Source organism: Streptomyces sp. NBC_00829 (assembly GCF_045161795.1).
GTDB lineage: Bacteria > Actinomycetota > Actinomycetes > Streptomycetales > Streptomycetaceae > Streptomyces.
Map to the genome: position 1 here is coordinate 7,808,311 of NZ_CP108867.1, position 26,878 is coordinate 7,835,188.

22 protein-coding genes and 1 pseudogene are annotated in these 26,878 nt (G+C 70.4%); 10 read left to right on the forward strand and 13 right to left on the reverse strand.

The genetic code is table 11. The features are described 5' to 3' along the window. Positions 1-47: 47 nt before the first annotated feature. The 4 genes from OG293_RS34945 to OG293_RS34960 form a co-directional block, all read right to left on the reverse strand. A complete protein-coding gene (locus OG293_RS34945) occupies positions 48-389 on the reverse strand; it encodes a YbaY family lipoprotein (RefSeq protein WP_406002750.1) in 342 nt (113 codons plus the stop codon). Then, the gene (locus tag OG293_RS34950; RefSeq protein ID WP_406002751.1) at positions 386-1,378 is read right to left on the reverse strand and encodes an MvdC/MvdD family ATP grasp protein; all 993 of its coding nucleotides are present in this window, start codon (positions 1,376-1,378) and stop codon (positions 386-388) included. Before OG293_RS34950 ends, OG293_RS34945 begins: the two co-directional genes overlap by 4 nt. Next, the gene (gene legP, locus OG293_RS34955; RefSeq protein WP_406002752.1) at positions 1,375-2,625 is read right to left on the reverse strand and encodes a Dot/Icm T4SS effector Zinc-dependent metalloprotease LegP; all 1,251 of its coding nucleotides are present in this window, start codon (positions 2,623-2,625) and stop codon (positions 1,375-1,377) included. The genes OG293_RS34950 and legP overlap by 4 nt, the downstream gene beginning before the upstream one ends. Positions 2,626-3,053: 428 nt before the next feature. Next, the gene (locus tag OG293_RS34960) at positions 3,054-3,272 is read right to left on the reverse strand and encodes a cold-shock protein (protein WP_406002753.1); all 219 of its coding nucleotides are present in this window, start codon (positions 3,270-3,272) and stop codon (positions 3,054-3,056) included. Between the two features lie 413 nt (positions 3,273-3,685). Between OG293_RS34960 and OG293_RS34965 the strand changes: the two genes are divergently transcribed. Continuing rightward, on the forward strand, positions 3,686-3,856 hold the full coding sequence (locus OG293_RS34965; protein ID WP_406002754.1) for a CsbD family protein: 171 nt from the start codon (positions 3,686-3,688) through the stop codon (positions 3,854-3,856). An 8-nt stretch (positions 3,857-3,864) separates the two neighbouring features. Here OG293_RS34965 and OG293_RS34970 read toward each other — a convergent pair whose 3' ends face one another. Together OG293_RS34970 and OG293_RS34975 are read right to left on the reverse strand one after the other, a co-directional pair. Continuing rightward, positions 3,865-4,482 (reverse strand): HdeD family acid-resistance protein, encoded by a 618-nt coding sequence (locus tag OG293_RS34970; RefSeq protein WP_406002755.1) that lies wholly within the window; start codon positions 4,480-4,482, stop codon positions 3,865-3,867. A gap of 603 nt (positions 4,483-5,085) precedes the next feature. Continuing rightward, positions 5,086-5,550 (reverse strand): peptidoglycan-binding protein, encoded by a 465-nt coding sequence (locus OG293_RS34975; RefSeq protein WP_406002756.1) that lies wholly within the window; start codon positions 5,548-5,550, stop codon positions 5,086-5,088. A 633-nt stretch (positions 5,551-6,183) separates the two neighbouring features. Here OG293_RS34975 and OG293_RS34980 point away from each other — a divergent pair. From OG293_RS34980 to OG293_RS35000, 5 genes are all read left to right on the forward strand, one after another. Further along, positions 6,184-7,074 carry an SDR family NAD(P)-dependent oxidoreductase gene (locus OG293_RS34980; protein ID WP_406002757.1) on the forward strand — a complete coding sequence of 297 codons (891 nt, stop codon included), beginning with the start codon at positions 6,184-6,186 and terminating at the stop codon, positions 7,072-7,074. Positions 7,075-7,140: 66 nt separating this feature from the next. After that, positions 7,141-7,719: a TetR/AcrR family transcriptional regulator gene (locus OG293_RS34985; RefSeq protein ID WP_406002758.1), complete on the forward strand. Its 579-nt coding sequence runs from the start codon at positions 7,141-7,143 to the stop codon at positions 7,717-7,719. Positions 7,720-8,119: 400 nt separating this feature from the next. Next, positions 8,120-8,470 carry a YciI family protein gene (locus OG293_RS34990; protein WP_406002759.1) on the forward strand — a complete coding sequence of 117 codons (351 nt, stop codon included), beginning with the start codon at positions 8,120-8,122 and terminating at the stop codon, positions 8,468-8,470. A 1-nt stretch (position 8,471) separates the two neighbouring features. Beyond that, positions 8,472-9,830 carry an RNA polymerase sigma factor gene (locus OG293_RS34995; protein ID WP_406002760.1) on the forward strand — a complete coding sequence of 453 codons (1,359 nt, stop codon included), beginning with the start codon at positions 8,472-8,474 and terminating at the stop codon, positions 9,828-9,830. A 2-nt stretch (positions 9,831-9,832) separates the two neighbouring features. After that, positions 9,833-10,495, forward strand: a complete 663-nt coding sequence (locus OG293_RS35000) for a maleylpyruvate isomerase family mycothiol-dependent enzyme (protein ID WP_406002761.1) — start codon at positions 9,833-9,835, stop codon at positions 10,493-10,495. 75 nt (positions 10,496-10,570) lie between these two features. Here OG293_RS35000 and OG293_RS35005 read toward each other — a convergent pair whose 3' ends face one another. Together OG293_RS35005 and OG293_RS35010 are read right to left on the reverse strand one after the other, a co-directional pair. Next, positions 10,571-11,350: an alpha/beta fold hydrolase gene (locus tag OG293_RS35005; protein ID WP_406002762.1), complete on the reverse strand. Its 780-nt coding sequence runs from the start codon at positions 11,348-11,350 to the stop codon at positions 10,571-10,573. Between the two features lie 450 nt (positions 11,351-11,800). Next, the gene (locus OG293_RS35010) at positions 11,801-12,211 is read right to left on the reverse strand and encodes a Fur family transcriptional regulator (RefSeq protein ID WP_406002763.1); all 411 of its coding nucleotides are present in this window, start codon (positions 12,209-12,211) and stop codon (positions 11,801-11,803) included. Between the two features lie 586 nt (positions 12,212-12,797). Between OG293_RS35010 and katG the strand changes: the two genes are divergently transcribed. The 3 genes and pseudogenes from katG to OG293_RS35025 form a co-directional block, all read left to right on the forward strand. Next, positions 12,798-15,029 (forward strand): catalase/peroxidase HPI, encoded by a 2,232-nt coding sequence (katG, locus tag OG293_RS35015; RefSeq protein ID WP_406002764.1) that lies wholly within the window; start codon positions 12,798-12,800, stop codon positions 15,027-15,029. Positions 15,030-15,371: 342 nt separating this feature from the next. Continuing rightward, positions 15,372-15,896 (forward strand): hypothetical protein, encoded by a 525-nt coding sequence (locus tag OG293_RS35020; RefSeq protein WP_406002765.1) that lies wholly within the window; start codon positions 15,372-15,374, stop codon positions 15,894-15,896. Positions 15,897-15,988: 92 nt separating this feature from the next. After that, positions 15,989-16,225 (forward strand): annotated as a pseudogene (locus OG293_RS35025) (hypothetical protein); the annotation flags it as partial. Between the two features lie 119 nt (positions 16,226-16,344). On the opposite strand, the gene OG293_RS35030 reads toward OG293_RS35025, so the two are convergent. The 4 genes from OG293_RS35030 to OG293_RS35045 form a co-directional block, all read right to left on the reverse strand. Next, a complete protein-coding gene (locus OG293_RS35030; RefSeq protein WP_406002766.1) occupies positions 16,345-16,752 on the reverse strand; it encodes an LppP/LprE family lipoprotein in 408 nt (135 codons plus the stop codon). 122 nt (positions 16,753-16,874) lie between these two features. Then, positions 16,875-21,092 (reverse strand): trypsin-like peptidase domain-containing protein, encoded by a 4,218-nt coding sequence (locus tag OG293_RS35035; protein WP_406002767.1) that lies wholly within the window; start codon positions 21,090-21,092, stop codon positions 16,875-16,877. A gap of 12 nt (positions 21,093-21,104) precedes the next feature. After that, on the reverse strand, positions 21,105-21,482 hold the full coding sequence (locus tag OG293_RS35040) for a CU044_2847 family protein (protein WP_406002768.1): 378 nt from the start codon (positions 21,480-21,482) through the stop codon (positions 21,105-21,107). A gap of 44 nt (positions 21,483-21,526) precedes the next feature. Beyond that, a complete protein-coding gene (locus OG293_RS35045; protein ID WP_406002769.1) occupies positions 21,527-21,679 on the reverse strand; it encodes a hypothetical protein in 153 nt (50 codons plus the stop codon). 275 nt (positions 21,680-21,954) lie between these two features. Between OG293_RS35045 and OG293_RS35050 the strand changes: the two genes are divergently transcribed. Then, entirely contained in the window at positions 21,955-23,853 is a 1,899-nt protein-coding gene (locus OG293_RS35050) for an ABC transporter ATP-binding protein (RefSeq protein WP_406002770.1), read from the forward strand. A gap of 85 nt (positions 23,854-23,938) precedes the next feature. Here OG293_RS35050 and OG293_RS35055 read toward each other — a convergent pair whose 3' ends face one another. Next, positions 23,939-26,848 (reverse strand): type 2 lanthipeptide synthetase LanM family protein, encoded by a 2,910-nt coding sequence (locus OG293_RS35055; protein WP_406002771.1) that lies wholly within the window; start codon positions 26,846-26,848, stop codon positions 23,939-23,941. Between the last annotated feature and the right edge of the window lie 30 nt (positions 26,849-26,878).

Sequence of the window (26,878 nt, forward strand, 5' to 3'; positions counted from 1 at the left end):
GGAGCGGACCGTCGGCCCCGGCCCAGAGCACCGGCTTGTCGTGACGGTCACACGACGGTGACAGATACCTCCAGCCCTTCGGTGGCCCCCGCCCGGACGGGAACGGCCTGAGTGCTGCTCAGATCGCCTGTTCGGAGAGTTCCGGTCCCGGAGATGTCGATGTGGACGCGGAGTCCATAGGAAGCGGTGGGGTCGAGATCGGGCACCTTCACGCTGAAGGGGACCCGGCCGCCCGGAGCCAGCTCGATGTCCCTCTGGACCTGTGCCCCGACGACGATGGAGGGTGCGTCGGCCCGGGAAACGTCTCGGACCTCCACGAGGATGTAGGCGGCCGGGCCTGCCGGTGTGTCCGGCGGCAGGGACACGAAACCCGTAACGGTGTACGTCATACCGCCCTGCCCGCCGGTGACCGTACCGCCGTTGCCGGCTCGGGCTCTGGTCCGTCGAGCCGCGTCAGGAGCGCGGCGACCTCCGCCGTGATCGGCAGTTGGGTCCGCTCCTCCACGAACAGCCACTGTCCGGCGGGGTTCACCTCCAGGAACACGTACTCCCCGCTGGGACGCCGACGCAGGTCGACGGCGCCGTACACCAGGCTGAGGCTGCGCATGAGGCGCAGGAGCCGGCCGGTGAGTTCCGAGGGGAGAACCACCGGCCGTACCCGCGCTTCGTTCACGGCCATCCGCATGTCCACGGGGTAGCTGGTCTCCGAGGCGTCGATCTCGGCCGCGAAGACACGCTCGCCCACGATGGTCACGCGCAGATCGGTCCCCGGCACGAACTCCTGGAAGATCACAGGGGCGTAGCGTACGGAGTCCAGGACCGCCAAGTCCTCGGCGCGGACGAGCCGGGTCTCCCGCCACGCGTCGGCGGAGGCGATGAAGGCCTTGAAGACTGTCCGGCCGACCCCCGTCTCCCTGATGAAGCGGCGGGCCTTCTCGGGGTGGTTGGTGACCAGGGTGCGAGGCAGGGTGAGCCCCGTGCGGCGCGCGACCTCCCATTGGTAGGGCTTGTGGTGGGCGATCCCGTCCAGCGCCGGCGGATTGACCCAGGCGCAGTTGAGCGAGTGGAACAGGCCGTGCAGTGCCTGGCTGGTCTCGCTGACCGCGAAGCCCTGGTCCCGGGAGGTGCCCAGTGCCCGGTCGACGGTGAACGGGCGCACTCGCCGCCACCAGGCGACGCGGCACCGGTCGAGCCGGGCCTGGGCCGTCGGCGTCGCGATCGTGTGGACCGGGCCCTCGGCCGCGGTGTAGTCGAGAGTGATTTCGCCTCGGGCGGGGAAGTCGGCCAGATCGACACGGACCACCTCGCGGCCGGCCACCTCCAGTCGGCGCAGGACCTCGAGTGTGTGGTCCTCGTCGTACGAAACGACCAGGATCATCGCGGCTGCCCGGCACCACCGGGAAGCTGGGAAGCGAGGTGGGCCAGAAGGCTGTTGTGGCTCGCCGCGACCGCGGACAGCCCCTGCTGCAGTGTGCCGACCAGCTGGGTCAACTGGCGGACCTGCTCGGCCACTCCGTCCGGATGGCCGGTCAGAGCCGGTGATTGGTGGGGTGTGGCCAGCACGAACGGGCTGCCTGCCGGCTGGGGGTTCGCAATGTCCAGGGCGGGAAGCTTCTGCGGCAGATCGACCACCGGATCCTTGGGGATCTCCTTGAGGGTCGTGTCGACGACGGGGTCCTTGGCAACCTCCTTGATGGTGGGCGGCTGCATGGCGGGGTACATCATGTGGACTCCGTCGATGTCGCCCTGCGACAGCTTCGTACGCTGCCCCATCACCACTCCGGGTCGCAGCGGGTTCCGGGCGATGATGGTCGGCTGGTCCGGGTCGATGGCAAACGCCGTTGCCGGATAGTGCATGATCGAGCCGAAGTCGTACGCGCCCAGGTCGGCGCCGTCGGCGATGTGCTGGACGAAGTTGTGCTGCATGTCCGGCTCGACATTCGGGAACGCGATCATGACGTGCTGATCGCGGTCTTCGCGGCTCTGCTCGTGCCAGAGTCCCACCGTGTGGCCGATTTCGTGGATGGCGTTTCCGGTGGTGCAGTCGGGACCGAGTGTGATGGTCTGTCGGCCGCCCTGTCGGCCGACGTTCGAAGAGCATCCGCCGCCCGGGACGAAACGCACGAAGTCCGGGAACTGTGCCGCATTGGCCGGGGTCCGCTCCACGAAACGGATGCGGGTAAGGGAATGCCAATGAGCGATTGCGTCGGTGACGCGCTGCTGGTCCGGCAGGGAGGGATCGATCTCGAAGGGGACCGTCGCGTTCGGCCAGCGGCGCATCTGCCCCTGCTCGAAAGGCACGATCCCGACCGATTCGAGCACCGGCCCCTGGTCCGCCAGTTCTCTCATCTCGTGCACGGTGCCCAGCACGATGTCCCCTTCGAACATCGCCAGTCCGTCCACCTCGGCGTAGTGGAGACCCTTGGCACGGAAGTTCATGCCGTCCACCAGCGCGGTTCCCGCGATGGGCCCTGACCGGAGCTCGCCGCTGCCGTTCGTCCGTCGGGAGGTCGTTGCCTTGCGGGCGGCTCGCTTTCTCGGAGGGGTCGTCTTCTTGGCCGCGGTCTTGTTCTGGGCTGCGGTCTTCTTGGTTCGGCGTGCGGGTTCCGACGGGCCGGCGTTCATGCGTCACCTTCACTGCGGCGGGAGGGGGTGCTCGGGCGAGTCGCCTGATGTGTTCCACGCTCCGCCGCCCCCCTAGTACACCCATTCGGGTCGGCTACCGGGGGACGGCGTGCCTCGCGCGGGGCGCCAGCCGATGCTGTGTGCGCATGGATCTGCTCCCGATCCCCGGATTCCGGGGCGTCAGGTCCGGAAGCGCGGGAGCGCCGGTGGCGGCAGATCCGCCGGGCGCCGACGGCCGCGCGGATCCGGCGACGCCGACAGGCGCGAAGCGGCAATCCGGATGCCGCCGGTTGACGCGACCAGATCCGTCGCGGCCTGCGGCGCGGCCCGCGACGACGACCGGCCACCCGGATATCCCGAGTCGGTCATGATTCACGCGCGCGGTCACCGCCGGCGAGAGCCTCAAGCAGTCACCGCCGGAGAGAGTCTCAAGAACAAGCCCCGGCCCGGTGTACGTTCTCGGCCCGGATCCCCTGGGAGTCCCTGACGACGTCGAAGACGACCCTCTCGCCCGTCGTGAGTGCCCGGGCGCGACAACACCCCTGGACGGCGAAGGAGTCCACGTCGGCGTCCGGCTCTCCCGCGTCCTGTGCGATGACGCCGTACCCCTTCTCCGGATCGAACCACTTGACAGTTCCTCTGGGCACACCCTCACCACTCTCAAGAGATCGGATGTGAATCCAGGACTTCTCGCCGCAAGCCCGCGGTTCGCGGATGCGGTGCCATTCCCCGGTACGAGCGGATGTGCCTCCGACCGGGAACCACCAGGCCGACGGCTCGACCGCGGCGCCGACGCACCGTCACCGTCTCGTCGGCGCGGTTCGGCTGCGTCGCGGCAGATCCCTTCGTGGCGGTTCACACCGGTCCGGCCTACGTCGCTCGCCGGACAGCGCGTACGGGCGTGCCGCGTGCCGAGCCTCCCGCGATGGACCTGAGCCCGGGGCACCCGCCCTGGTGCATCGCGCGAGTCCAGCGGTTGCGCGTATTCGGGGACGGCGGACAGGCTGGGACTCAGGGTGGCTGATGCAGTTCGGCAATCGCTCGTCACAGGAGGCCGGCCATGAACAAGGCAGAGGCGAAGGCCAGGGCAACGCGGATGAAGGGCCGGCTCAAAGAGACCGCCGGGCATGTCATGGGCGACCGGCGCACGCAGGCTGCAGGTCGCACGGAGAAGGTGAAGGGCAAGATCCAGTTGGCTGTGGAGAGGGCGAAGAAATCCCTCAGGCACTGAGGCCGGCGCTACACCGTGGGCCGTCGCTCGGGCTTGAGCGGCTTCGCGGCGGATCGCAGCGCGAGCGCCACCGCGACCTCGCCGAGGCTCATCAGGACGAGCCACAGCCCGAGCAGCCTGGCCAGCGCGGTCGCGGATTCCACCGGAGACGCGAGCACCACGATGCCGGCCACGATCCCGAGGGCGGCCACGGCGAACGCCAACCCCCGGTGCGGCATGTCGCGTCCGCTGACGACGATGAACGCCGCGAGCAGACCCGAGACCAACCAGTAGGCACCTACCACGAGGGCCAGCACGGCGGTGGTCTGCAGCGGGTGCCGCAGACACAGCACACCGGCCAGGATGGCCACGATCGCCACCAGTACCGCCGCCACCCTGCCGCCGCCCTCGCTGTCCCGCGAGAAGGCCGTCACGAAGCGGAACGCGCCCGAGATGAGCAGGTACAGGCCGATGATGACCGCGAGAATGTGCAGGGTCTCGTCCGGCCAGACGAGCACGATGATCCCCGCCGTCAGGGTCACCAGAGCGACGCCGAGCAACCACGTCCATGCGCCGCCTACATCGGCCAGCACGTCACTGGGGTCGGCCGCGCCGTGAGTGGTCGCGGAATCGGATGGTGTGTTCATGACGCCCTCCCGGTTTACGGGGGTCGCGAGCCCGGTGTGCCGCCTTGAGGTGTGGGCGGCTCGGAGCAGGAACTTCTTCGGACGAGCGCGAAGATCCATGTGACCCACACGAGGATCCACATCGCCGCTCTTCCCCATCGTCGCTCGGTTTCGGCGTCGAAGCCATCCAAGGCCTGGACCGGATCGAACCGGTCGTCGGCAGGGCGCGGGTGGTCGAGGCGGCAGGGCCAAGGGGCTGTGAGCGCCGGCGGGGAGAGCGGGAGTGACGCGGGCCAGGTCTCCGGATGAGCATCGGAGAGGTGCGTCGGCGAGGGACTGCCGGCCGGTGCGGTCGGCCGCGGCCGTGCTGGGTTGCCCTCCGCTTCATCGGGGGCGAAGTGTCAGCGAGCGGTCGGTTTCACCTCACCTGAGGGGCTGGTACCGCCCCGGGCGTTGTTCGTCTTGAACGGCCGGCTCTCCGAGGCCGGCGCCCGGCCTCGGAGCACATGATCATCTGCGATGCGGGATCAGGGACAGGCGCTGGGCTTGTGCTTCATGGTCTGACTCGATCACGCTCGATGAGCGTTTCGGGCACCGAGCCCGCGTGCTCCTGCCGAGACTCGCTCAACACCAGCCGCTGCAGGCATTGGCGAACCGCTTGAATGCGGCCTGGGTCCCCGATCCCGGGTCTCCGTCGATCGCGCCGGTGTAACCCCAGCTGTTCTTCAGCAGGCGTTGCAACGCCTTCACCGTGCCGCTTCCGACGATTCCGTCGATCGCTCCGGTGTAGCCCCAATGCGTCTTGAGGTTGCGCTGGAACGCCTTCCAGCTGTTGGTGCCCAGCTGCCCGTCGATCGCGCCGGTGTATCCCCAGTTCGCCTTTAGCCAGCACTGAACGTACTTCGCCTGAGTAGTGCTCAGACCGAGGTTGACCACCGCGAGTGGTACGAGGACCTCGGAGCCCGCCGTCGGCTTCGAGGCCGGTGCGGACGCCGCGAAGCCGGAGCCCGCAGCGGCCAGGCTCCCGGCGGCAATGCCGACGACTGCAGTGACACTGACGAGTGTCCTCGCCAGGATATTGGTTCGCATTCGTTTCCCCCTTCGGGCCGTAGCGGGTACCCGGCTGGCGCGCTGATCTCGGGCCGCGTCGATGCGCCCCCGCTCGGCCGGCACTCAGCAGCGACCACGGTTGTGGTGAAACCACCCGCGTCAGCGCGGTTCGGGCAGAAGCTACCTCTTGCGCGGTATTCGCATAAGTCCGCTGTGAGGACTGGCCGATAAGGGCTGCCCACTGGCTGATCCTCCTCGCCTGCCCTTCGCTGAGGCCCCTGCCTGTTGTGCGGTGCGATGCCCTGCCCGGGTGCGCGGCACGAGCGGGAGGTACTGGAGGTCCTCGGCCGGGCTGCATGACGGTGATCACGGGCGACCCGTCGCTGTGCAGGGGCGAGGACAGGTGCGCGTTGTGCGCACACATCACGAAGCCGGGCCTGTGGACGGTCACGTAATTCCCCATGTCAAACGTCACGCAATTCCCCAGGTGTCCGATGGGCGACTTGACCGGTGGGCGCCCAGGTCGTCCGGCGTGCTCGGATCGGAGCGGCTTCATGCCGTCCGGCAGCGCCTGATCCGCGGCCCAGCAACCGTAAGCGGATAGGTCATCCGATTGTGTGCTACGGTCTCGGTAAGCGGATGATCTATCCGCATTACCGAGTGGAGGAGCGCATGAAGAAGACAGCTGTGGTCACGGCGGGGACAGCGGGTATCGGACTGGAGACAGCCCTGGGGCTGGCCGACGCCGGGTTCTTCGTCACCGTGGTCGGACGCAACGCCGACAGGGGTTCCCAGGCGGTCGACCGAATCAACGCGATGAACCCGTCCCATCCCGCGCGATTCCTGCCCGCCGACCTCGGCTCGCTCGACCAGGTGCGCGCGCTCGCCGACCAGATCGCCGCCGAACATGCCACCTCTGGTGACCCCCTGACCGTACTGGTCAACAACGTCGGCGCGATGTTCCCGGAGCCACAGACCCTGGACGGGATCGAAGCGTCGTTCCTCGTCAACCACCTTTCGCCGTACCTGTTGACGGAACTGCTACTGCCCACGCTGACGGCCGACGCGCCCAGCAGGATCGTGAACGTGACATCGAGTGCAGTCGGGCTCGCGAAGAGGTCCTTCGACACCGTTGAGCCGCCCGGCGGCTACTACGGCTTCCACTGGTACGCCCGCGCCAAGCTCGCCAACCTCGCCTACACGCTCGACCTTGCCACCCGACTCCAAGGCACGGCCGTCTCTGTCTTCGCCGCCGACCCCGGAGGCGCCGCAACCGACATGACCAACGGCACCATGACCGACCCGAAGATCGTCTCACCAGCCCTGCGGCTGCTGTGGCCCCTGGTACGCCGCAAGTTCGAACGCTCCACCTCTGGCCCGGCGTCCCTGGCTGCCCGGCCCTCGATCGTCGCCGCCACCGACGCCACCCTTACGGGCCGGACCGGCATCGTCATCGGAGCCCAGACCCACCCGGTGAAACCTCTGCGCGCAGCCACAGACCCCCGCGTCGCCCAGGACGTGCGCCGGCTCAGCGAACGGCACGCACCCCTCACGACAACCTGACCCGCCAAGCGGCACGGGTACCAGCGGCGGCATCATCCGGATGAGCCATCCGATTAGCATGTCCCCATGACGACGCCCCTTCGCAAGGACGCAGCCCGCAACTGGGACCGCATCGTCGCTGTCGCCCGTGCCCTCATCGACCAGGGCACACCCCTGCAACTGAACGACGTCGCCAGCCGCGCCGGACTCGGAGTCGGCACCGTCTACCGCCACTTCGCCACCCCCGAGGCGCTGCTGGAAACCGTCGCCACTCCCTGCCTGGAAGCCCTGACCGCCCACGGCCAGCAGGCGCTGGCCGACACCGACCCCTGGCACGCGCTCGAAGCCTTCTTGTTCCGCACCGTCGAAGCACAGGTCACCGACGCGTCCCTGGCCCCGGTCGCCGCCGCAGCCACCGACACCTTGCCGCGCACCACGGAACTCAAAGAGACGCTTCAGTCGGTCGGCATCGCACTCCTCGACCGGGCGCGCGACGCCGGGGCGGTCCGACGTGACCTGGCCGCCACCGACCTCGTCCCGCTCATGTGCGGTATCGCCTACTCCGTAAACGTCCACGGCGGCACACCCGCCGACCGGCTCGACACCGCACACCGCTACTTGGCCGTACTCCTCGAAGGGCTGCGTGCCACGCCACAGCACCCGTGAGAGCACCGCCCGCACACCAACAGGGGTGCTTCGGGTGCCCTCCGCCGGTGCGGTCAGTCCGATCGCCAGCAGGAGACGGCTGCCCGCCCCGACGGCTGCATGGCGCCCAGGTCCGCGACCGCCGTCCCCCTGGGGAACCGTGACCGCGAAGGTGGGGAATTCCGTGACGCGGAACCGGCCGAAAGCGGGGAATTTCTTGACCGTTGACAGGGCCCTGCCTCCCCCGGACAGCCGGCCGGCATCACAGCCGTCGCCGGCTGCGTCGGCGCCGACGCGGGCGCTGAGCGTGTCCCGGAGAGAATCTATGGGGGAGCTGTCGATCCGACTGCGTCCCGTTCGTCGTCATGTTGTACGGCGACCCGCCGCGTGACGAACCACAGGACCTGACAGGAGTCGGACCTTGAAGTACATGCTGCTGATCAACGCTGGCGCGATCGACGAGGGCGGCGGAGCCGCCGAGTGCACCGTCGAGGACTGGATGACCTACGACAAGGAGGTGAAGGACGCGGGGATCTGGGTTTCCGGGGAATCGCTGGCGGACCTGGTGACGGCCACGACGGTACGGGTCGGTCAGGACGGGAGGCGGGCTGTCACGGACGGGCCGTTCGCCGAGACCCGCGAGGTCCTCGGTGGCTTCTATGTCATCGACGTACCGGACCTGGATGTCGCGCTCGACTGGGCCGCCCGCTGTCCTGGCGCGCGCGGCAGCGGGTCGGTCGTGGTGCGTCCGATCGCCGAGTTCGGGGCCTGAGATGAGGGACGGGGGAGCCGCAAGCAGCGGCACACCCAACGAGTCCCCCAGTCGGTCGCCCTGCCGGTCGACGGTGGAGTCGGTGTTCCGCGAGGAACGCGGTCGGCTGCTCGCCTCCCTTGTCCGCCGCTTCGGCGATCTCGACCTGGCCGAGGAGGTCACCTCCGAGGCCGTCGAAGCGGCTCTGGTGCACTGGCCGGTCGTGGGTGTCCCGGCCAAGCCCGGCGCCTGGCTGCTGACCACGGCGCGGCGCAAGGCCGTCGACCGCCTGCGGCGGGACCAGGCCTACGCCGCCCGCCTCGCCATCCTGCAGGTGGAGGCGGACCGCGCCGACCCCGCCCCACCCGCGGACACGGACGGCGAGCTGCCCGACGAGCGGCTGCAGATGTTCTTCACCTGTGCCCACCCCTCTCTCGCCGCGGAGGACCGTACGGCGCTGACGCTGCGCTGCCTGGCCGGTCTCACGACGCCCGAGGTCGCGCGGGCCTTTCTGGTCCCGAACGCGACGATGGCCCAGCGGATCGTACGGGCGAAGAAGAAGATCCGCGAGGCTCGCATCCCGTTCCGTGTACCCGGCGCCGACGAGTTGCCGGAACGGCTGCCCGGAGTGCTCCAGATCCTCTATTCGATCTTCACCGAGGGCTACGCGGCCAGCTCGGGCCCTCGGTTGCAACGGCTCGACCTCGCCGAGGAGGCCATCAGGCTGGCACAGATCCTGCGCCGACTGCTGCCCGCCGAGCGGGAAGTCTCCGGCCTGCTCGCCCTGATGCTGCTGACCCACGCGCGACGCGACGCCCGGACCGGTCCGGACGGCGAGCTCGTGATGCTCGACGCCCAGGACCGCGGCAGCTGGGACCGCACGATGATCGAGGAGGGCCGCTGCCTGGTGCTTGCCGCGCTGACCGGAGGCCCGCCCGGCCCCTACGGGGTGCAGGCCGCCATCGCCGCCCTGCACGACGAGGCCGCTGACCTCGCGACGACCGACTGGCCGCAGGTCGTAGCGCTCTACGACGTGCTGCTCGCGCTCACGCCGTCTCCCGTCGTCGAGCTGAACCGGGCGGTTGCGGTGGCCATGCGCGACGGCCCGGAGGCAGGGCTGGTACTGCTCGACGAGCTGGCAGGCGAGCCGAGGCTGCGCGGTCACCACCCCTACCCGGCAGCCCGAGGGGACCTGCTGCAGCGGCTCGGCCGATTGCCCGAGGCGGTGACGGCCTACCGCGAAGCACTCGACCTGGCCGGCACCGAACCCGAACGCGCCCACCTGCGAAGCAGGCTGGCCGAGATCGAACCGCCCGATCCAGGCGACAGGACCGGCACATGGCGGAGGAACCCCAAGCCCGTCTCGTCCGAGGAGAGCTGACCATGGACCGCAGCGGAATACTCGCGTGGGTGAAGGCCGAAAGGCTCAGCCTCGCCGATTTCCTCGACGATCTCGACGACCACGAGTGGCAGAGAGATTCCCTCTGCGCCGGTTGGACCGTGCACGACGTGGCCGCACACATGACGCTGTCCACACGCAGCACATTCCTCGGCACGATCAAGGGCGCGATCCGGGCGCGCGGCAACTGGAACCGGATGGAAGCCGGCCTGGCTCGGGACCGGGCGGCCGTATTCGGGCCGGCCGAGCTCATCGCCCAGCTGCGCGAGACGGCGGGGTCGGCCCACCGCGCGCCGTTGTCCAGCCGGTGGGACCCACTCGTCGACGCGCTGGTGCACGGGCAGGACGTTGCACGACCGCTCGGGCGCGAGCGGGAGATGCCCGCGGAGCAGACCGTCGCCGCGCTCGAACACGTTCTCGCCAGCCCGTTCTACGGCGCCCGCAAGCGCCTGGCCGGTACGAGACTGGTGGCCACCGACAGGGAGTGGGCAGCGGGCAAGGGGCAGGACGAGATGCGAGGGCCGACGGGTGAGCTGCTCCTGCTGGCCACGGGGCGAGCCGCCGGGCTGGCAGGCGTGTGCGGACCAGGTGCCGAACGGATCGCGGCAGTGCTGCGGGTGTCCGAGCCGAAGAACGTCACGCGGTGATCGTCGCGATGCGACGAGTTCCACCACGATGGTGAGGCGATCACACCGTCCGGATCCACTCGGCCGCCTACCGCCTCATGCTCGGCTGGTCACAAAGGAGTCGAGCGCCGCGGTCAGTTCCGCGGGCTTCTCCACCGGCAGTTCGTGCCCGGCGTCCACGACCCGGACCAGCGCGTCCGGGTAGGCCTTCGCCATCCGCAACATCTGCGCCACGGGCAGCTGGATGTCGTGGTAGCCGTGCACCAGCAGGGTGGGCGTGCGGATCTCGCCGACCCGGTCGAGGACGTCGAAGTTGCGCATGGCGGCGTAGCAGGTCATGACCACCTCCCGCGGGGTGGCCGAGGAGGCCCGGATGTACTCGCGGATTTCCTCGCGCGGGTAGCCGGGGGCAAAGGCCCGTTGGATGTTGGTGGCGACGAACAGCTTGAACGGCACCCTCGTGGACGCGGCCATCAGCATGCCCCGACCACGGCTGTAGGTCATCCGGCTGATCGAGTTCACCAGGACCATGCGCTCGATCCGCTCGGGATGGCTCAGCGCCAGGGCCTGCGCGATCATCCCGCCCATGGAGTGGCCCACGGGGATGAACCGGTTCACCTCCAGGTGATCGAGGACCGCGAGGACGTCCACGGCCAGCTCGTCGACGCTCCGTCGCCCTGACCCCTCGCTCTCGCCGTGCCCGCGCAGATCGAGGCGTATGACACGCCGCCTGGAGGCGAAGTGTTCCATCTGGTGGTCCCAGCGGTGGCGGTTGGCCGTCCAGCCGTGGATGAACACCAGGGGCACGCCGTCACCGTCACGGGGGCCCTCGTCGTCGTACGCCAATGCTGCGCCGTCGACAGCGAGTTGCGGCATGGGTTGTTGCCTCCTGGGGGTGTAGCGCGGCGTTCGGCCGGGGGCCGGCGCCGGCCCGGCCCCCGGAAGCCGTCCGTCACCGCCGCTTGCCAGGAAGGCCGAGGGCGTGCCCGAACGCGTCGAGGCGGCGCCGCGGCCGGGGAACGTGTCGAGGTGACCGTAGCCGGGAATGTCGATGTGCGCCATGTCCAACAACGGCTGCTGGTGGGCGAGTACGTCGTGGCAGGGCTTCGCCCTTGACCGGGCAATTCCGGTGAGAGCTTGGACAGGCCGGCGCTCCACGCATCCGGTGACTGTTGCGGTGGCGGCGGCGACTGAGCGGTAAGCCTGGCCGCCGCAGGCAATACGGCGGCCGCCTCCGACACAGAGTCGGCGCCGCTTCTCGACACGGTACGAGGCTCCCATGGCGTGACGACGAGGCCGTGGTCGCGCGGGCGCCGGGCGGATGTCTCAGGCGCAGGACGGGCAGAGCCCGCGGTAGGTGACCTCGACCTCCGACACCGTGAAGCCGAACCGCTCCTCGGCCGGGAGGTCGGCCAGTAGATTGCCGGTCGGGCGGACGTCGCGGATGGTGCCGCACAGGGAGCACACCAGGTGCTGGTGCGGGTGGTGTGCGTTGGGGTCATAGCGCTTGGCGCGGCCGTCGGTGGAGACCTCTATGACCTCACCGAGGGAGACCATCTCGCCCAGGGCGTTGTAGACGGTCGCCCGGGAGATCTCCGGCAACCGCTGTACGGCGCGGGCGTGCACCTCGTCCGCCGTGAGATGCACGTGGTCACCGTCGAGGGCCTCCGCAACGACACGCCGCTGGGAGGTCATCCGCCAGCCACGCCCTCGCAGTCGCTCCAGCAGGTCACTCATGTCGGTTCACCTATTCAGATTCGGCGGGATGCCCGAAGTTTACCGGTCGGACGTCCGGGTTCCGATTGAATACGGGTTTGGCGCGCTTGTTGACCTGGACTCTGTCCATTGTAGGATTGGTTCCGGCAATAGCCAAGGGACAGGATGACTCCGGTAGGGCAGGAGACAGAGCCGTGACGGAACCACCACCAAGTGCCTGCGACGGGCCGGCCGGGTGACGGCCTCCCGAGTCGCGCCGCTCAAGACCGCGCGGGACGGTGATCCCCTCGGTGTCGAGGTGATCGGCTCCCGGGTGAGTGATCGCGTGGGCTGCACCTCCCTCCCTGTCGCCCCTCCGGCGGCACGCTGCGGCTGGATTCGTACACCTCGTCCAACCGGCCCGCGGGCTGGCCGCCCGGTCGGGGAGACGGGTCGTGTCCTCGCTCCGACATCGACCGAGCGGTCGGTGGCCCCCTGCCTGCCAGCATCCGCCAACCGCGGCTTCTCGACCGACGAGGCCGAAGTCATACGCTGGGGCTGTGCCCCGATTTATCCCGCCACCAGTTGTTTCTGAGTACCGTGATCGGCTTGGTCCGGAAGGATTCCCATGTCTGAGAACCATGATGCAATCGTCGTAGACGCGAAGGCGGAGGGTGGCGGTGGCTGCCCGGTCGCGCACGGGCGCGCCCCGCACCCGACCCAGGGCGGCGGAAACCGTCAGTGGTGGCCGGAGCGGCTCAATCTGAAGATCCTCTCCAAGAACCCCGCCGTGGCCAACCCCCTCGGTGAGGAGTTCGACTACGCGGAGGCGTTCAACAGCCTCGACCTCGCGGCTGTGAAGCAGGACATCGCGGAGCTGCTGACGACCTCGCAGGACTGGTGGCCCGCCGACTTCGGCCACTACGGCCCGTTCATGATCCGGATGGCGTGGCACAGCGCGGGCACCTACCGGATCAGCGACGGCCGCGGCGGCGCCGGTGCCGGGCAGCAGCGCTTCGCCCCCCTCAACAGCTGGCCGGACAACGGGAACCTCGACAAGGCCCGCCGCCTGCTGTGGCCGGTGAAGAAGAAGTACGGGCAGAACATCTCGTGGGCCGACCTCATGATCCTCGCCGGCAACGTCGCCCTGGAGCAGATGGGCTTCGAGACCTTCGGCTACGCCGGTGGCCGCGCGGACGTCTGGGAGCCTGACGAGGACGTCTACTGGGGTCCCGAGACCACCTGGCTCGACGACGAGCGCTACACCGGCGACCGGGAGCTGGAGAACCCCCTCGGCGCCGTCCAGATGGGCCTCATCTATGTCAACCCGGAGGGCCCCAACGGCAATCCGGACCCGATCGCCGCGGCCCGCGACATCCGCGAGACGTTCCGCCGGATGGCGATGAACGACGAGGAGACGGTCGCCCTGATCGCGGGCGGCCACACCTTCGGCAAGACCCACGGCGCGGGCCCGGCGGAGAGTGTGGGCGCCGACCCCGAGGCCGCTCCGCTTGAGGCGCAGGGCCTCGGCTGGGCGAACTCCTTCGGCACCGGCAAGGGCGGCGACGCGATCACCAGCGGCCTTGAGGGCATCTGGACGAACACCCCGATCACGTGGGACAACAGCTTCTTCGAGATCCTGTTCGGCTACGAGTGGGAGCAGTTCAAGAGCCCCGCCGGCGCACACCAGTGGCGGCCGAAGGACGGCGCCGGGGCGGGCACCGTTCCCGATGCCCACGACGCGGCCAAGACCCACGCCCCGACGATGCTGACGACCGACCTCTCGCTCCGCATCGACCCGGCGTACGAGCAGATCTCGCGTCGCTTCCTCGCCAATCCCGACGAGTTCGCCGACGCCTTCGCCCGCGCGTGGTTCAAGCTGACCCACCGCGACATGGGCCCGATCGTGCGCTACCTCGGCCCGGAGGTCCCGTCCGAGACCCTGCTGTGGCAGGACCCGCTCCCCGAGGTGACGCACGACCTCGTCGACGCCGAGGACATCGCGTTCCTCAAGAGTCAGATCCTCGGCCAGGACCTGTCGGTGTCCCAGCTCGTGTCCACCGCGTGGGCGTCGGCTTCGTCCTTCCGCGGCAGCGACAAGCGCGGCGGCGCCAACGGCGCCCGCATCCGCCTCCAGCCGCAGAGCGGCTGGGAGGTCAACGACCCCGACCAGCTGGCGACGGTCCTTCGCACGCTGCAGGGGATCCAGGAGGCCTTCAACGCCGCCCAGAGCGGTGGCAAGCGGATCTCGCTCGCCGACCTGATCGTGCTCGCCGGTGGTGCGGCCGTCGAGCAGGCCGCCAAGGACGCCGGCTTCGGCATCGAGGTCCCCTTCGCGCCCGGTCGTGCGGACGCCTCGCAGGACCAGACCGACGTGGAGTCGTTCGCCGCGCTCGAGCCGGGTGCCGACGGGTTCCGTAACTACCTCGGGAAGGGAAAGCTGCTGCCGGCCGAGTACCTGCTGACCGACCGGGCGAACCTGCTGACCCTGAGCGCCCCCGAGATGACGGTCCTCGTCGGTGGCCTCCGCGTCCTGGGCGCGAACCACCAGCAGTCCTCGCTCGGCGTTCTCACCACCACCCCCGGCGTCCTGACCAACGACTTCTTCGCCAACCTGCTCGACCTGGGCACGACGTGGAAGGCGACGTCCGAGGACGCGAACACGTTCGAGGGGCGCGACGCGGCCACCGGCGAGGTCAAGTGGACCGGCAGCCGTGCCGACCTCGTCTTCGGGTCGAACTCCGAGCTGCGCGCGCTTGCGGAGGTCTATGCGAGCGACGACGCGAAGGAGAAGTTCGTGAACGACTTCGTCGCGGCGTGGACCAAGGTGATGAACCTCGACCGGTTCGACCTCGTCTGATCATGACGTCCAGGTCGGCCCGCGCCGGCCGGCCTGGACGTCCTCAGCCATGGCGCATATACCCCCGGGGTTGACGTCGCGTCCATCGACGCCGATGGCGTCGGGCGTTACGGACCGCTGGCGCGCTGCTGGGGGAGCCCGGCTGCAGCCATGACCGGGCGACCCGACGCGGACCCTCGTACTGGTCGGGGTGTTCCGTTCCCCGCGCGGTGACCGCCCGCCACCCCCCTGCCGCTGTCCAGCCTTGCGGGACGGCTCTTGGCCTTCGGTGTCTTGTGGAACGCATTGGGCGCCGTACGCATCTGGACAGCGGGAGAACACCAGCGAACAGGGGGAGACGTAATGACGACTGGCCGGGGCGTTCGCCGCACGGTGGCTGCGACAGTGGCGGCACTGCTCTGCTGCGGGCTGTTGGTGTCATGCGGACAGGAGCGGTTGCGGGAGGGCGCCGAGGTGAGGGAGGGGACCGCCGATGGGCGGCCTGCCGACGGGAGCACTGACAAGACGACGGACGAGTCCGAGGCCGAGCAGCCCGACCTGACGACCGAGGGCGACGGTGAGCCGGTTCTGACGTCCGAGGAGCAGATGGAGGGCTGGTACGACGCGAAGGCGGACTTCCGCGGCCACCTCGCCTCGAACAGCTCCAGGACCGACGACGTCCTGGCTCCGATGGTGGTCAAGGTCATCATCCGCAAGCTGGGCGACACCAATGAGGCGCAGATCAGCGTGGGTGCGGGCGCCGGCTCGGAGGTGGAATTGCAGCGCACGGCCGATGCGTTCGCCACGTGGCGGCAGGAAGAGTACGACGACAAGGGGCATATGAGAGTCCTCGGGGGCGCCAAGATGACGGTCGAGAAGGACTGGTAGGCGTCCCCCGTCGGTCGGCGGACCCTCGATCGCGACGGTGGCGGCAGCTGCCCGTATCCGTCCAGGAAGTGCCCGGTGGCGGAGTCACGGACAACGTCGCGGCCGACTGCGAGATCAACGATGACGTGTTCGGCGACGGGCTGGTCCGGCCCGAAGGAGCCGTCGGGCCCGATTCCTTGGGGCTGCCCGAGGGGCAGCTCATGGAGGACTACCTGCGGCAGTTCCGGCTCGGGCCGCGTACACAGAACGCCGCCTGGCTGGACTGCGGCAGCGGCGCGGACGGACTGGAACGGGAGCGGGACCTGGGACCGGACGGCGCGCACGGCCTGCTTCCGCCGCTCGGTGAGTCTCCCGCGAATGGCGCGGAAGAACCCCGAGCCTGCGGTTGGTCCGGCCGGCCTTGAGGGCAGTGGCCGTAGTCGCGGCTGCGCGGGACGTCCGGCCGAGATCACTTGTCGGGGTAGTTCGGATTCTCCGGCAGCGGAGGCGAGAACGTCACCTTGCGGCCCTCCCAGCGCGCCCGGTACTCGCGCTCGCCCCCGGAGTGGCAGCACTGCGGATCGGTCGGCAGGAACACGGAATACGAGAGGGTGACCGTCTGCCCGTCCTGACTCTCGATCGTGGATGCGGCAACCCCGGTCGCGTCGTAGCCGGCGTACTCGTTGCCGTGGAAGAAGAACACGGCGACGCAGTGGCCATCCACACTGCCGGTGCAGTGGGCGTGGACCGCGCGAAGGGGGCCGCGGAGGTCCTTCAGAGTGCCGGGCTCGGTGTCGACCGTGTATCCCAGGCGCTTGACGCGGAGCACAGCCCGGTCCACATCGAAGGGCTCCCTCACGTCTGAGGAGGGCTTCATGGCCGAAGGGTCCGCGGTGCTCCACAAGGAGAGGGACGGGCTCGCGGTAGGCCGGGCGTCCGTCGACGCCCCGCACGCCGTCACCAGCATCAGAGTCAGCACTGTCGCAACGGCCGGGGTCCCTATCGATCGCCGCATGCCCTCACCCCCAACAGCAACCGCTCCAGCATTCCGTACCGCACAGTGATCAGATCCTCCTGTGAGATGTTCCGTGTGACGTGTGAGCACAGCTCGGCGGCCCAGTCACGGGCGGATGCCTGTCTGAGCCGGAAGACCGCCCTCATGCCCTCGGCGGTGCTCACCGGCACGCTCAGCAGCAGGCGCCCGCCGTCCGGAGACGGCACGACGGCCCGTACGTGAGCGGCCGTCGGGATACGGGTCTGGGCCGAGAGTCCGCCGGGTCCCCACCGCTCCACCATCCCCGGCCGTACGCTGACGGTCTCGTCGGAAGAGGAGAGAAAGGCCGTGGTGCGGCCGGCGTCGGCGGGGACGGCGGTTTCACGGCGTCCGTCCTCGGCAGCCCACACCTCCGCGCTCCCGTCCTTGCCCACCAGCAGCAGACGCCCACCGTCCCTGCTGAACCGAACGGCGTCCCGATCGGCGAGCGGTGCGCGGAAGCCGGGCATGAGGACGGTGACCCGCCGTCGGCCGCGCAGATCCCAGACCTCCACGCCGCGTTGATCCGGTGTCGCCACAGCGATCCGCTCGGACGCCGGGTCGGTCGCCAGCGTGGTCGCGTACCGGCGCCGGTCGACCGCCGAGTCCTCCCGGAACAGCAGCGCCCCACCCACCTCGCGGCCGGTCGTGATGTCCCACTGTGAGACGGCGCCTTTCATCAGGGCGACGAGACGGCCCCGCCGGGTGAATCCCAGGCCGGAGAGGGCCGTGTCCCTGGGTGCCGACCCGAGAGGCGTATCGACCTGGATCCGCCGCCTCACCCTGAGCGAGGGAATGCTGTAGAGCGTCACCGACTGCCCTGAGGCCTCGTTCACGGCCATGGTCTTCTCGTCGGCGTCGAAGGCCACCCGTGCGGGCGACTGGTACCCGCCCGTACCGGTGGCCGCGATCCGCCGCCCGGTCGCCGGGTCCCACACCGCGACCGCGCCCCCGACGCCCACCGTGACCAGATAGCGGCCGGAGGGAGAGAAGTGCGCAGCCTCCTCGTCGCGCTGACCGGTGTCCGCGTCGCCCCAGACGAACATGTCGGCGGTCGCGAGTGAGCCGGGCGCGGGGGCGGTGGTGACCAGGACCTCCGTTCCACGGGCGAACGCGATGCGGCGGCTCGCGCCGGCCAGGGAGTAGCGGGTGTAGCGGCCCTTGGCGCCGTCCTCGGCCAGTACGGAGAGCCGTTGTCCGGTGGCGGCGTCGTGCACGGTCACCGCGCCGTTCGCACGTGCCAGCACGATCTGGTCCGAGACGCCGGCCAACTCGCTCCCCGTGGTGCACGGGAGGCTCTGGAAGAGACGGGGGTCGGGTCTGCCGGCGGAGATGCCGGACAGCCGCCACGTGTGGTCGGCGCATACCGCGGTCACGGGGCGGGGGCCCGGGACGAACGCGGGCGCATCGAAGCCGGGCGCAGCCGACAGGTGCCCGGTGCGCGCGTCCCAGGCGTGCTGACCCAGCGAGTGGGAGGCGACGATGTGCGTGCCGTCCGTGTCGAAGACGAATCCGCTGGCCGTGCCCTCGGCGGGCGGTTCCAGGGCCAGGGGCCGGGCCGTAGGGCGGTCGAGGTTCCAGACCTGGGCCACGTCGTCCTGCGGGGGGTGCGCCAACAGACGGTGTCCCGTGCGGTCGAAGCGCAGTTCGTCCACGGCCTGACCGGTGCTGGCGGTGCTCGTCGCGGCTTGCAGGGTCAGCAGGGTTCTGCCTTCGTCCAGGTCCCAGATCCTGACGCGGTTGCCCTCGCCGCCCACGGCCAGTCGGGTGCCGTCGGGACTGACCGCGACCGCCGAGACGCCGTCCATGCGGACGATCAGGGAGGGGCCGCCGGACGCCCCGACACTCCACACCGACAGCCGACCGGCGTCGGTCCGTACGGCGACGACCCGACCGGAGTCGTCCAGCGCGGTCTCCGCGACCGCCCCGCCTGCGGGCAGGACGGCGTCGTACGGGGAGTCGTCCAGATAGCGGGCGAACAGGTTGTCACGAGCCTGCTGGGTGGGCGCGGTGCGCCAGGCGGCGACGGACAGCAGCGCGGCCGCCTCCCGATGGGCGTCCCCCTGACGCTGCGCCTGTTGCACGAGGCCCGCCGAGAGCTCGGCGGCCTTGCTGCCGCGCACCGAGTGCAGACCGGCCCCGGCCAAGGTGCCCATCGCCGCCACCACCGCGGTCGACACGACGGCCAGGCGAGAGCGGCGTCGTCGCCGCCAGTCCAGGCTTGCCCGCAGGTAGGCGCGTTCGCCCTCCGGAATGTCGTGCGGACGGCCGCGCAGCCACTCCCGCGTCTGCTTCAGTTCCGAGCCGCGCATGAGCAGGGCACGGTCGCAGCCGCTCCGCCTCCAGCGTGCGATTCGCTCGCGCAGATGCTCCTGCCAGCTCCGGAAGTCCCGGTCCGCGTCGACCCAGGAGCGCAGCGCGGGCCAGTGCTCCAACAATGTCTCGTGGGCGAGCGAGACCGTCTCCACGCCGTCGGACGCGCGGTCGAGGTGCACCAGACGCCGGTCGGCCAGCAGTTGGGCGGCGTTCCAGCAGTCGGGGTGCAGTTCCGTGCGGCGCGCGGTGCGTCCGGTGTCGACCGGGCTGTCGATGCCTCCATCGCCCGGGCGGACGAGCTGGACGAACAGCCGCCTCACTTCCTCCCGCACGTCGCCCAGCCGCTCTGTGACGATCCGCTCCGCGTGCGTCGCGAGGGCGCCCCCGACACGGCCGATCTCCTCGTATGCGGCGTGGCCGAGGACGCCGTGGCGCTGCCGCTCCCACAGCAGCGTGAGGGTGAACTCGAGCAGCGGCAGCGCGCCGGGGCTCCGCCCCGCGTCCGACAGCAGCCGCTCGACGAGCCGGTCCTCGAACCGTACGGCCCCGTGGAACGAGGCGACCGGGGACAGCACCACCTCGCGGAGCTGGTCCTCGGTCAGCCGGTCGACGAGCACCGGCGACGCCTCGCACACCCGCTCCAGAACCGGAAAGCGCCGCACAGCCTTCAGGAAGTCCAGCCGCAGGGCGAAGAGCAGCCGTACCAGCGGCCCGCCGTCCGCTGTGCGCCACCCGGTCATGCCCACCAGCTGCTCGACCAAGGCGTCGGCGGCGTCCGGCAAACCACGGAACAGCCCTTCGAACTGATCGACGATCACGAGGAGCTGGGTCGTTCCGGAGCGGGTGAGCAACTCCCTGACGACGGGTCCGGCCGCTCCCTCCTGCAACCGTCGGGCGAGCCGTTCGCGTTGGTCGAGCCGGTCGAGCGGATCGGTCGTCTCGCCCGGCGGGTCGAGCAACGGCAGCAGGGCGGAAGCGAGCATGGACTCCGCCCCGACGTCGGGCTCCGGGACCAGCGAGGCGATGCTGTAGTCCCCGCGCCGGCGCAACTCGGGGACGAGACCGGCGTGGACGAGCGAGGACTTGCCTACCCCGGACACCCCGATGACCGGGACGATCGACGACGTGGTGACCGCCGCGGTCAGCGACTTGATCTGCTCGGACCGCCCGAAGTAGTGGTCGGAGTCCTCCTCTCGAAACGACCCCAGACCACGGAACGGCGACGGCAGCGCGGCATAGCGACGCAGTTCGGGGCGGACCTCGAACAGGTCGCCGGCGGTGATGGCGTAGGCAGCCCGCTGGAGGAACCGCCCGTCGGTGGCGACGACCATGCCCACCACGCCCTTGAACTCCTCGTCCCACAGGGGCGTGCCGCTGAAGCCCTGCCGGATCTCGCAGGCGCCGGTGCTCTCGAACTGCAGCCAGCCCCGGCCGCGGTCGTCCACGATGGTGCCGAGCGACCAGACGCCCTCGTCGTCCCCGGCCGGGAAGCCGAAGGCCCGGAACGGGTGGCCGGGCACTGTCTTCACGTCCAGCAGCCGCACGGGCTCGGCCCCGGGCGGCGGGTCCTCGTCCAGCGCGAGAACGGCGATGTCGCCGGAGCCGTCCTCCGCGACAGGCAGGTGTGTGACCAACCGCGCGGTCTGGCGGCGTGTCGCCCGCCCGGCGAGAGGGAAGTCCAGGTCGACCGTGAGCCCGGCCGTCAGGGGGCTCCGCTCCCGCTCCCCGACGACGGCCGACACGACATGCGCGCAGGTGAGCACGGTCCTTGGGCCGGCCAGAAAACCGGCGCCCTGCGGAGCGGCCGACGCGCCGCATGACCACAGGCGCGCGATCCCGGGGTTGGGCTCAGGTCCGGGCACTGCCACGCCCTCGCACCCTCAGCCCGTCACGTCGCTGTCGCGCGTGGCAACGACCTGGGTGACCGGCACGGTCTCCGGCCGCTCCTTGTCCCATTCCATGGTGAGGGTGAGTGACCCCTCTGCAGCGGTCTTGGCGAGGAAGACGCCCGCTTCCGCCGACAGTTTCAGCCCGAGCGCCAGGGTGATCCGGTCCGGCTGCCGCGGCAGGTCCACCATCTTGCCGAGCACCGCCTGCGCGGCCTGCCGTACGCTCTCCAGACCCCGCTCCAGCGTCTCCGCCGCCTCAGGCACCATCCCGCCTGGCCTGGCCACCCTGACCACCGCCTGTGGTCCGTCGTCGACTTCGACCAGCACAGAGCCGCCGCTCTCCAGTGGGACCCTGAGTAATGCGGGCATCGAGTTCCCATCCCGTTACGTACTGCGATGTGATGCGAGGAACCCTAGCGCCGGGCGACGGCACTCGTGATGAGATCGGTCATTCCGCACTCGAAGGCATGACTGGTGAGGCCGAGGCGGGCCACCTCTTGTTCGTCGCGGCCTCCGGGGTGTGCCTGGGGAACGGGCCGCCGACGCTCGCCGAAGGCCGCGGACATGGGCGCGAGCAGCCCCCGTCGTCGCCCGGACGATGCCCCGCGGCCCGTGCCGGTGGCTTCCCTCACCGACGGAGAAGCCCTCAAGGACGTTCTCCCGGCGGGCACTTGGCGGCCGTCCCGCTACGGCGCCGCGCGCGACGGCGTGGTCACCGATGTGGCCCCGGACTGTGTTCCCTCACCCATGCCTCAGGGGGCAGAGTGCACTGACGCCATGTGCCGCCCGCGGGGGGCCTGTCCGCCGCCGGGGTGACGACGTCGTTCGGGAGAGGATCAGAATGGCGCTCAATCGGCAATCGGACATGGGTGAATTCGGCGAACTGGTCGACGGATACGACACATCGTTCGACGGCGACGCGGCGGCTGCGAGCCTTTTCCGGCTGGCAGTCCGGCTGCCGGTTGCCCTGGGCCAGGTATGGCGGCTCGCCTGGACCGCAAGCCCACGCGGCGCGGCACTGTTGGTCCTCGCGCAGCTGGCCGCCGGGGTGGCCACGGCACTGGCACTCCTGGCCACCGCCCATGCCCTGGGGGCACTGTTCGCCTCCGGTCCGGCGCCTGAGCGGGTGAGTGACGCGGTGCCGTCGGTGGTGGCCGCCGTGGTCGCCACAGCGGTGCGGGCGGCGTTGGAGACGGTGGTGGCCGCAGCCCAGGCGCGGCTGTCCCCGGGCGTCCGCCGGGTGGCGGAGGACCGTCTGCACGCAGCCGCGGTCGGCGCGGAGCTGGGCGCCTTCGACGACGCCGAGTGGCACGACACCATGGCCCGTGCCCGCGACCGCGGTATCGACCACACCCAGCTCGCTCTGGGCCATGCCGTGGAGTTTCTCGGGGCAGCGGTCGGCCTGCTCGTCGGCGTCGGCGTGGTGACGGGGCTGCACCCGGTGCTCCTGCCGCTCCTGGCCCTGTCGATGGCCCCGCAGGGGTGGGCCGCGCTGAGTTCGGCACGTATCGGCTTCGTGGGCATGGTCCGGCAGATGTCGCTCTACCGCCGACTGTGGCTGTTCGCCGACCTCCTCACGTCACGCGAGGCGGCCGCCGAGGTCAGGGCCTGCACCGCCGAGCGGCCTCTGCTGGGTGAATTCCGGCGGCTGGCCGGGCTGGTGGAGAGGGAGGAGATCCGGGTGGGTTACGCCCAGACCCGGGTGGGAGCGGCCGGCCGCGCACTGTCGGGCCTGGCGCTGGCAGCTACGTACACCGCTCTCGGCGTGCTGGTTCACGCCCAGGTCGTGCCACTGGCCGCGGCGGGGACCGCCCTTGTGGCGGTCCGGGCGGCCAGTACCTCACTGGCCACACTGATGGTGGCCGTGGACCGGCTCTACGAGAAGTCCCTCTACATCACGGACCATCAGGTCTTTCTCGCCGAGGCGGTGGCCCGCTCCCGGCCGTCGACCGGCCGGCCCGCCCCGGAAGGATTCACCGAAATCCAGCTGCGGGATGTCTGCTTCTGGTACCCCGGCAGCTCGAAACCCGCGCTGCGCGGCGTCGACGTCGCCATACGGAAGGGCGAGACGGTCGCCCTGGTCGGCGAGAACGGATCCGGCAAGACGACGCTTGCCCTGCTGCTCGCCGGCCTCTACCTCCCGGACAAGGGGACGGTGCAGTGGGACGGTAGCGACCTCGCCGGAGTCGACCTCGCCCAGATACGTGAGCAGGTGGCGCTGGTGATGCAGCAGCCCACGCGCTGGCCGGTGACGGCGCGCGGCAATATCGTCCTCGGCCGCTCCGGCCACCCGGACCCGGACGGTTCCGCTCTGCTGCGCGCCGCGCACGACTCCGGAGCCCACGCGATGATCGAGCGGCTGCCGTACGGATACGAGACCCTGCTGTCCAAGAAGTTCAAGGACGGCGTGGACCTGTCGGGCGGCCAGTGGCAGCGCATCGGCATCGCCCGGGGCTTCTATCGCGACGCCCGCCTGCTGATCGCCGACGAGCCGACGGCTGCGCTGGACGCACGGGCCGAGCAGGCCGTGTACGAGAACATCCGGCGGCTCGCGGCAGGCCGCACCGTCGTTCTCATCACCCACCGGCTCGCCTCCGTGCGCGACTGCGACCGGATCGTCGTCCTGCACCAAGGGGAGGTGGTTCAGCAGGGAACACACGAGCAGCTGATGCGGGCGGGCGGCGAGTACGCGGACATGTACCGGATCCAGGCGGCTGCCTACGCCGACGGGTCCCCGTGAGGGCGGGTGCCGACGGGCCCGGCATCCGCGACCCTGCCGATCGGGCGTGGACCACCGGACCGCCGCGGAGACACCTCGCCCCCGCCTACAACCCGTCGAGCAGCAGCAGCGACTGCACCGTCACAGGGCTGGAGCGGCCCATCCGGAGCAACTGGTGGACGGCGCCCGAGATGCCCGGCAGCAGGCTTGCCGTCACCGTGTCGGCCACACCCCCGGTGAGCGGGCCGTACTCCTCCAGGCCGGTGAGCGCGATCGCGTCGAGCCGGCCCTGGGTCAGGTCTTGGCCCAGGTGCGTGCGCAGCAGTCGAGGACATCCGGTCAGTACGGTGTCGACCATCTCCCACGACCCCATGTCCCCGTGGCAGAGGGTGTAGTCCCAGCCGAATCCCGACCGCCAGGTGGCCGCCGCCGCGCGTACGGCACGGTCGAGGTGATCGGGTGCGCCGGTCCTGGTGTAGAGGTCCCAGGCGGCGAGGCCGACACCCGTGCTGCCGTGGCACCAGGAGTCGAGGTACAGCGACTGGTCTGTTTCCCTGCGATCGAGCCAGCCGCCTGCTTCCGGCCGGTACAGGCTTTCCTGGAACGCGGTGGCCGCCCCCGCGAGATCCAGCCAGCGCTGTTCTCCCACGGCGAGGCCGAGGCGGGCCAGGGCCCAGCCGATACCGGCCGCCCCATGGGCGAATCCGCCGATGCCCCGGGGGAAGATCTGCGTCGGCCAGCACGCGGTGACGCCGTCGGTGGTCTCCTGGGTGACGGCGCGGTCGGCGAGATGCCGCGCGGCGGAGCCGGCGACATCGAGCCACACGGTGTCGCCGGTGTGCCGGGCCAGGGCGACGAGAGGAACGATGAGTCCGGCGGCTCCGGCCGCGATGTCCAGCATCGCGTCGTTCACCAACAGATCAGGGGCTCGTCCGGCATGGCGTACCGCAACTTCCAAGTCCGCCGCCCGTCCGGATGCCGCGTACAACGCCAGCCAGGTACGGATGGCCGAGCCGATCCCGTCGAACGCTCCGAGACGGCCGGTGGGCACAGCACCCTCCATCGCCGCCAGTGCCCGGACCGCCCCCTCGGCCACCGCCTCCAGGCCGCCGACCGTCGGCACGCGGCCGGCCCGCGATTCGGCCAGGTAGGCATGGAGAGCCAGGGCCACGCCTGCCTGGCCGCTGTAAAGGTCGGTGGCGAACGGGCGGACGTTGAAGCCGCTGTCCGTGTAGACGGGACCGATCCAGGTCGCGGTTCCGTCGTCGCCGGTCACGGCCCGCGAGCACAGCTCCTGGGCCAGCCGGCCCGCGAGGGCACGGCGCCGTGCTTCCAGGTCCTGCTCACGGGGCACCACAGGCCGACGCCGGTCGCCCTCGGGCAGGGCGCTGCGGTCACGGTAGACGCCGAGCAGCGAGGAACGGATCACGCTCTCCTCGAACGCCGGGCTGCCTGCCCGCCAGCGCTCGACGCTCTCGTCGATGAGCTGACCGGGTTTGCCCCATGTGGTCCCGCGTGAGCCGTCCAGCAGACCTCGCTCGGGCCGTGTGGTGAAGAACGGAATGTCCCCGTCAAGGAGATCGGCGACCTCGGCATCCACGACGTCCGCGCTGGACGGGGCGCCGTGCAGCGCTTTCGCCTGCCGGGTCAGGACGTCGCGGGCGCGCTGGAGCGCCGGTGCCTCGTCGTGCAGGGACGCGGGATGCCAGAGCATCCTGGCGACTTCGACGTAGCACTGAGTGGGCCGAAGGACCACGCGCAGGTCGCATCCGGTGAATACGTCAAGTGCCGGGCGCAGTCGGCCGGAGCGGTCCAACGCCTCCAGACGGTCGCGCAGATCGCGGTAGCCGCGCACGATGTCGTGCCGGTGAGCCATCGGGTCGGGGTCACGCGCGGGCAGGTTGGCCGAGCCGGGGATGTCGGCGGGTTCCATCGCAAGCCGGGCCTGGTCGGTGCCCGCGTCGGCGATCACCGGTACGGGTACGAGGGGCTGTTGGCCGGGCAACGCGCCCACCGCCGACATGTCCACGCCCTGGAGGGCGAGTTGGGACAGCCGCATGGGCAGAAGTCCGGTGCGCAGCACGGTGCGACGCACCGAGGCGGCGGCCCTGTCGAAAGCGTCCCCCAGCCCACTTGCGCCCACGTCCGGCTCGGGGCTGAACAGGGTCTCGCAGTCCACGACCCATGCGACGGGCCCGCAGGCGATGACGTTGTCCGCGTGCAGATCGGTGCCGCCGAGCAGCTGAACGACGCACATCCACTCGCCCAGCCCCTGGTAGAAGCGGGACTGTTCGGCGGTGTCGGCGCAGTACCGGTGGCCGATGTGCTCGGCCCAGCCGTAGCCGTCCCCTTCCACGACGCGCGGGACCCGGATCCGCCCCTCGGGCGGGGTTTCGGCCAGCAGTACGTCGAGGGTCGCGGCCAGCGCGGTATCCACCGCGAGCGGGCGCGGTTTGTAGACCGTGCGACCGCCTTCGAACCGTAGGAGCGCCACGGTCCGGCCACCGCGGTGCGAGTCACCCGCGTCCATGGAGACCTCCATGAGCTCCCCCGGCGCGGCTCGGAGCAGACCGTGCAGCCGTGGACGGTCCGCGGCCAGCCGGTGAGCGAGGGAGAGAACCGCTGCGCAGCGATTGCGCACCACGCGGTGCAGGCGGGGAGCGAAGGCCGGGTAAAGGGGGTCCAGACCCTTCCAGAACAGGGGGTCCGCTGCGAGTTCGATGAATTCGTCCCAGCGCTGTTGGGAGGTCGCGCGGGTGAGACGGCCGGACATGCGTGCCGAGTGAAGTTCGAGGAGGAGAAGGCGGTTGGCCTTGGGCCGTACGGCGCCGAGCAGACAGCGGCGGGCCGCGAGGAGCAGCGTCTCCCGTTCGCCGGCCGACAGCGGGTCCGGCACCGTGTGCAGCCGTTTCCGGAGATGTTCGAGCGCGGGCGCGACCAGGGGTTCCAACGCGGCGTCGAATTCTCCGGCGTCGTCGTACGAAACGACGGGACGAGGTCGGACGGGCACCGCCATACGCGAATCTCCTCCGGTCGAAGACCGACC